The organism is Campylobacter portucalensis, assembly GCF_009690845.1.
Lineage (GTDB): Bacteria > Campylobacterota > Campylobacteria > Campylobacterales > Campylobacteraceae > Campylobacter_B > Campylobacter_B portucalensis.
Genome location: NZ_VWSJ01000032.1, coordinates 1 through 6,211, shown reverse-complemented (window position 1 = coordinate 6,211; position 6,211 = coordinate 1). Strand labels below are relative to the sequence as shown.

General features: G+C 30.7%; 4 protein-coding genes. 1 reads left to right on the top strand and 3 read right to left on the bottom strand.

Annotated features, from left to right (window positions below; genetic code table 11):
• Window positions 1-281: 281 nt before the first annotated feature.
• From F1B92_RS07580 to purB, 3 genes are read right to left on the bottom strand one after another with little or no spacing between them, the layout of a single operon-like run.
• Window positions 282-821 (bottom strand): GNAT family N-acetyltransferase, encoded by a 540-nt coding sequence (locus F1B92_RS07580; protein ID WP_154571245.1) that lies wholly within the window; start codon window positions 819-821, stop codon window positions 282-284.
• A 16-nt stretch (window positions 822-837) separates the two neighbouring features.
• The gene (locus F1B92_RS07575; protein ID WP_154571244.1) at window positions 838-3,213 is read right to left on the bottom strand and encodes a ribonucleoside-diphosphate reductase subunit alpha; all 2,376 of its coding nucleotides are present in this window, start codon (window positions 3,211-3,213) and stop codon (window positions 838-840) included.
• Window positions 3,214-3,231: 18 nt separating this feature from the next.
• On the bottom strand, window positions 3,232-4,557 hold the full coding sequence (gene purB, locus F1B92_RS07570) for an adenylosuccinate lyase (protein WP_154571243.1): 1,326 nt from the start codon (window positions 4,555-4,557) through the stop codon (window positions 3,232-3,234).
• 80 nt (window positions 4,558-4,637) lie between these two features.
• Between purB and F1B92_RS07565 the strand changes: the two genes are divergently transcribed.
• On the top strand, window positions 4,638-5,540 hold the full coding sequence (locus F1B92_RS07565) for an RluA family pseudouridine synthase (protein WP_154571242.1): 903 nt from the start codon (window positions 4,638-4,640) through the stop codon (window positions 5,538-5,540).
• Window positions 5,541-6,211 lie beyond the last annotated feature (671 nt).

The following is a 6,211-nucleotide window of genomic DNA, read 5'->3' as shown; positions in this document are numbered from 1 at the left end:
TGTTTCAGTTGCTTACCCCACAAGAGCTATAGCTTCTAAGTTATAAGCTCTGCATCCACTAAAAAATCATTCAATACCTTTTGAAGTAGCGTAAAATCAATTAATTCTAAATCTTCTATTTTGCTTTCTGTGTGGTTTATAAGAGTTATTATCTATAAAATTTATCCGTATTTTAAACACTATTAATTTAATGCTTGCATCTTAAAAATAATTTATTTTTGTATTAATTAAGCTTCTAAAATTTTATTGTATATGAAAATTATGAGCTAAAACATTAAAATTTAAATATTTTTAACCATTTTTATGTAAATTTCGCCATAAAAAACATCGTTTTTTACGACTTTAAATCCAAAATTTGTGTAATAATTAGGCGTTTGAGTTATAAGACTAACTTTTTTAAATCCTAAATTTTTAGCTTTTAAAATAGCGTAATTCATCATATCTTTAAAATACCCTAAACCTCTAAATTTAGGTAAAACTGCTACGCTATCTATATAAAATTCATCATCTTCGCACTCTTTTTTGATTAAATTTTTAGCTTTAATGCTTTTTAATCTTTGATTAAAAACTAAATCTAAAAAATCACTATCATAGCCATTATAAAGGCAAATTGCCCCACAAATTTCGCCCATTTCATTTTCGTAAATAAAAACATTTTCATGAGACAAGCGATTATTTTTGGCTCTGAAAAATTTCTTGTATAAATCAAATTTTAAAATTTTATCATTTGTTCCAAAAATTGCGTCACTAAAATCGCTCATGGCAAGTTCTAAAATTTCAAAACTTGCCATAACATCATTAAAATTAGCAGATCTTATCATAGTATCTCCTTAAAATTTATTGACAACCTTCACACTCTATACTTCTATCTATAGCCGTATTTTCGGCTTCAGCAGCATTTGGACTTTGACTTCTTAGATAATATGTTGATTTTACCCCAAGTTTCCAAGCAAGATTATAAATTTTGCTTAAAGTTCCGCCACTTGCTTTATCTAGTGTGATAAAAATATTGAGGCTTTGACCTTGATCTATCCATTTTTGACGAATTGCAGCCGCTTTTACAAGCAAGGCTTGATCTAAATCGTAAGCTGAAATATAGTAATTCCAAGTATCGAGGGTTAAATTTGGAACAACAACTGGTATCATTCCGCTTAAATTTTGCTCAAACCACTTCTTTTTATAAACTGGTTCAATAGTCTGAGTAGTCCCAACTAAAATGCTTATACTTGAAGTTGGTGCAATAGCCATCAAATAGCCGTTTCTCATACCATCATTAATTACTTTTTTTCTAAGACTATCCCAATCACAAATCCACTCATCAAAAAGATTAGATCTTTGGACTAATTTTTTAGCCTCATCATTTGCATTGTCAATTGGCATAATACCTTTGCTCCAATTTGAGCCATTAAAATCGGCATATTTTCCTTTTTCTAAAGCTAAATTTGATGATGCTAAAATGGTATTATAACTTATACACTCCATGATTTTATCTATTTTTTCTAAATGCTCATAACTTCCCCATTCTATTTTTGAGGTTGCTAACATTTGTGCTTCTCCCATTACGCCAAGCCCAATTGAGCGAGAAGCTAAATTTGTATGCTTAACTTTTTCATGTGGATAAAAATTTAACTCAATTACATTGTCAAGCATTCTAACTGCAGTTGGAACAACTCTTTGGATATCTTCTTTTGTATTGATTTTGCTTAAATTTATGCTAGCGAGGTTGCAAACTGCAGTTTTTCCTTGAATATAATCTTTATCAACTATAAAAATATTTTTACCATTTAAAGTATCAAGTGCGGTCAGTTTTTTAGCTTTTTTAGCTATGCCATTATCGGTTGTAATAATCTCTTCTTCATCGAAAATTTCGATACTACCATCTTCAAAAACTATTTTTATTTGATAGTAATTTGGCTGAGTATTTTGAAAAATTTCAGTGCATAAATTTGAACTTCTTATAATTCCTGAGTGTGAATTTGGATTAGTGCGGTTGGCTGTATCTTTAAAGCCTAAAAATGGCATCCCCTCTTCAAAATATGCTGTTATTATCTTTTTCCAAAGCTCTTTTGCCATAATGATATTTTTAGGGATATTTTCATCTTTTTCATACTCTTCATATTTTTTTTCAAACTCTTCTCCATATAAATCGCACAAATCAGCCACATCAACAGGGTCAAAAAGAGTCCATTTTTCGTTATTTTGAATTCTTTTCATAAATAGATCATTTATCCATAAAGCTGGGAAAATTTCATGTGCTCTTCTTCTTTCTTCGCCTGAGTTTTTTCTTAGATCTAAAAAATCACCCACATCCATATGCCACGGCTCGATATATACTGCAATTGCACCTTTTCTTGTGCCTAATTGATCAACTGCAACGGCTATATCGTTTGTGATTTTTAAAAACGGAATTATTCCACCAGCTGCGTTTTTATGTCCATCAATGCTTCCGCCCATTGCTCTTACTTTGCCCCAATCCCAGCCAATTCCACCGCCAAATTTAGAAAGAAGTGCCATCTCTTTATAACTATCAAAAATTCCTTCAATATTATCAGGAGTTGAGCCAATATAACAAGATGAGAGTTGATGACGCGTAGTTCTAGCATTTGAAAGAGTAGGGGTTGCTGGCATAACTTCAAATTTGCTTATCAAATCATAAAATTTCTTAGCCCAATTTTGACAGTCAAGCTCATTTTGTGCTAAAAACATAGCTATTGCCATAAACATATGTTGAGGAAGTTCAATAGGCTTTGCATCGCTATCTTTTAAAAGATATCTATCATATAGGGTTTTAACGCCTAAATATGTAAATTGCAAATCTCTTGTGGGCTCTATATAGTTATTTAAATCTTCTAAATCATACTTTTCTTTTAAGCCAAGTATTATGCGACCCTCTTTTTCACCACGCTCAAAATACTCAGTAAGAGTATTGTAACCGCTAAATCCAGTAACTTTATGATAAAGATCATATAAAAAAAGTCTTGCTGCAACAAAAGTCCAATTAGGGCGATCTATGTCTATTTTATCGACTGCTGTTTTGATTAGAGTTTGCTGAATTTCTTCAGTTGTAATCATATCTCGAAACTGAATTTTTGCATCAACTTCAAGCTCGCTTAGACTAACATTGTCTAAATTTTGAACAGCTTCTTTAGTATATTTTTTAATCTTGCTTATATCTAGCTCTTCGCATCTTCCGTTTCTTTTTATTACTTTCATTTTTATCCTTAATAAATTTCAATCTTTAAAAACTCTTTTAAAAATTTTATCTACATTTTTTGTGTAGTATGAGTAATCAAAACATTTTTCTATCTCATCTTTGCTTAAATTTAGTTCATCATCATCTAATAAATACTCTAAAAATAAGCTTTTGCCATCTTGATTTAAAGCATTTTTTCCATTTTGTAAATCACTCCAAACTTTCATAGCATTTCTTTGGACTATTTTATAAGCATTTTCTCTAGAAATTCCACGCTTTGGAAGCTCTAAAAGCACACGTTGAGAAAATACAAGTCCTCCTGTAAGATTTAAATTTTTTAACATATTTTGTGGATAAATTAGAAGTTTATCGATTAAATTTGTAAGACGATTTAGCATAAAATCAGCCGTTATAAAAGCATCAGGTAAAATAAATCTCTCAACTGAACTATGGCTAATATCTCTTTCGTGCCATAAAGCCACATTTTCTAAGGCAGGCATTACAAAAGAGCGAATCATCCTGCAAAGCCCCGTGATATTTTCACTCAAAACTGGATTTCTTTTATGTGGCATTGCACTTGAGCCTTTTTGTCCTGCAGCAAAATACTCTTCACACTCATAAACTTCACTTCTTTGATAGTGGCGAATAGCAACTGCAATTTTTTCACACGATGAGGCTAAAATTGCAAGTGCTGATAAGACTTGTGCATAGCGATCTCTTTGGATTATTTGATTACTAATAGGAGCAGGCTTTAGTCCTAAATCTTCACAAACGAGTTCTTCAAGCTCTAACGGAGCATGAGCAAAATTTCCCATAGCACCACTGATTTTACCTACGCTTATTAAATTTTTAGCATGCTTTAAAAGATCTAAAGAGTGATCAATCTCATCATACCAAATTGCTAAAACAAGCCCAAAAGTAATAGGCTCGCCGTGAATTCCATGACTTCTGCCAACCATTAAAGTATTTTTATGCTCATAAGCTCTTTTTTTAATAGAATTTTTTAAATTTTGCACATCTAAAATTATTAATTCTAGACTATCTTTTATTTGAAGAGCAACAGCGGTATCTATACAATCACTTGAAGTCATGCCATAATGTAAAAATCTGCTTTCATCACCTAAATTTTCACTAATATTTGTCAGAAATGCGATAACATCATGTTTTGTGATTTTTTCTATCTCATCGATTTTTTCTATCTCAAATTTAGCATTTTTACAAATTTTATCTCTATCTTCATCACAAATCAACCCAAGTTTATTCCAAGCTCTTACTGCTGCTAATTCCACCTTTAGCCAAGCGTCATATTTAGCTTGTAAGCTCCATTTCTCTTCCATCTCTTTTCGTGCGTATCTTTGCACCATAATTAACCTTTTTTTAATCTAAAATTTTATAAAATAATAAATCATTATTTTNNATTATTTTAACAAAAAGTGTGTAAAAGTTGGCTTATATAGAAAGAAAAATTTTAAACTCTAACGGAAAAAAAGCTTATCAAATTTTATTGGATTTAGGATATAGTATGAGTCAGGCTCAAAGACTGATAGATAAAAAAAGATTGATAAATTTAGAAAAAGTAGTTGAAAATAAAAATCAAATTTTGCAAGGTGAAGTTTTTTTAATTGATTATGAGTGCAAACCTAAAAATCTTGAGCCGATTTTTGAAGATGAAAATTTTGCAGCCTTTGATAAGCCAAGTGGAGTTTTAACTCATCCAAACGGAAGAAATTGTAATTACAGTATGAATGATGAAATTTGGTCTAAATTTGGCAAAAATGCAAGCGTGGCACATAGACTCGATAAAGAAACTAGCGGAGTGCTTTTGGTTACTAAAAATAAAGAAATTGAAAAAGCGATAAAGCTTAAATTTCAAAATTTAGAGGTCAAAAAGTGTTATTTTGCTATGGTTCGTGGAGTTATTAGAGAAAATTTTGAAGTTATAGTTCCTCTTGATGTGGATAAAAATTCTCAAATTTTAAAAAATAAAATTTATGTAAAAGAGGGCGGTAAATTTGCTAAAACAAAATTTAAAGTCGAGTTTATTTATGAAAATTTAAATGCTACTTTACTAAAATGTTTTCCGCAAACAGGACGTCAACATCAAATAAGAGTGCATTTGTTTCATGTGAAACATCCAATTATCGGCGACCCTCTTTATGGTGTTAGTGATGAATTTGCATGTGATTTTTTAGATGGAAAAATTAGCGATAAAGATAGACTTTTAGTAACAGGATCAAAAAGATTAATGCTCCACTCATCATATTTGAAATTTGCTTTCCAAAACAAAGATTATTTAATACAATCAAAACTAGATATCGAAAATGAATTTTTAAAATTTACTCTCTAGCTCTCCTTTCTCGAGATGAGCTTCAGCTAACCTTAAGGGGGGGGTTATAATGAGTCCTTATATTTATTTGAAAGGAAAAAAATGNNTTGTAATGCAACTTTGTTTGCTGGTGAAACTAGTCCTGTAGTAACTAAGGCTCCCAGTAAAAAAGAAGCTCTTGAAGAAGTATTAAAGGAATTTGAAAAAGAGGCAGAAAAAGAGCTTCAAGTAATAAATGATGATTTAGAAATATATCATAGAACTTCTGAAAATTTTAAGCAACTTAATTTAATTGGCTCTAGTGATGATACAGTTAGCTCTCAATTAAATGCTAATATAGAACAATTTATAAAACAAATTGAAACAATTGAAGAAAAAATTCAAGTTCTAGCAGAACAAGTAAAAGATGAAAATATAGAGTTGTTTAAAAAGCTTCAACCAGATATGGAAAAATTAAAAAAACAAATAAAACAAAAACAGAAAGAACTTGATGATCAATATAAGAACATTAAACAACATTTAGAAATGCAAGATAACAATAGCACTAAAAAACTCATAATGGAGCAAGAGAAAGAATTGGAAGAACTTAAAAAACAACTTATCGAAGACGATTTAAACATACAGGGCGATAGTAGCTCAAACAGCCCAGCCCTAGGTGGTGGCTCAAGCGGTAGCGGTAGTTCAAGCGGTAG

What these genes read in the sequence shown, in the direction of transcription:
- F1B92_RS07580 (WP_154571245.1), bottom strand. Translation starts at nt 821, where the DNA reads ATGATAAGATCTGCTAATTTTAATGATGTTATGGCAAGTTTTGAAATT.
- F1B92_RS07575 (WP_154571244.1), bottom strand. Translation starts at nt 3,213, where the DNA reads ATGAAAGTAATAAAAAGAAACGGAAGATGCGAAGAGCTAGATATAAGC.
- purB (WP_154571243.1), bottom strand. Translation starts at nt 4,557, where the DNA reads ATGGTGCAAAGATACGCACGAAAAGAGATGGAAGAGAAATGGAGCTTA.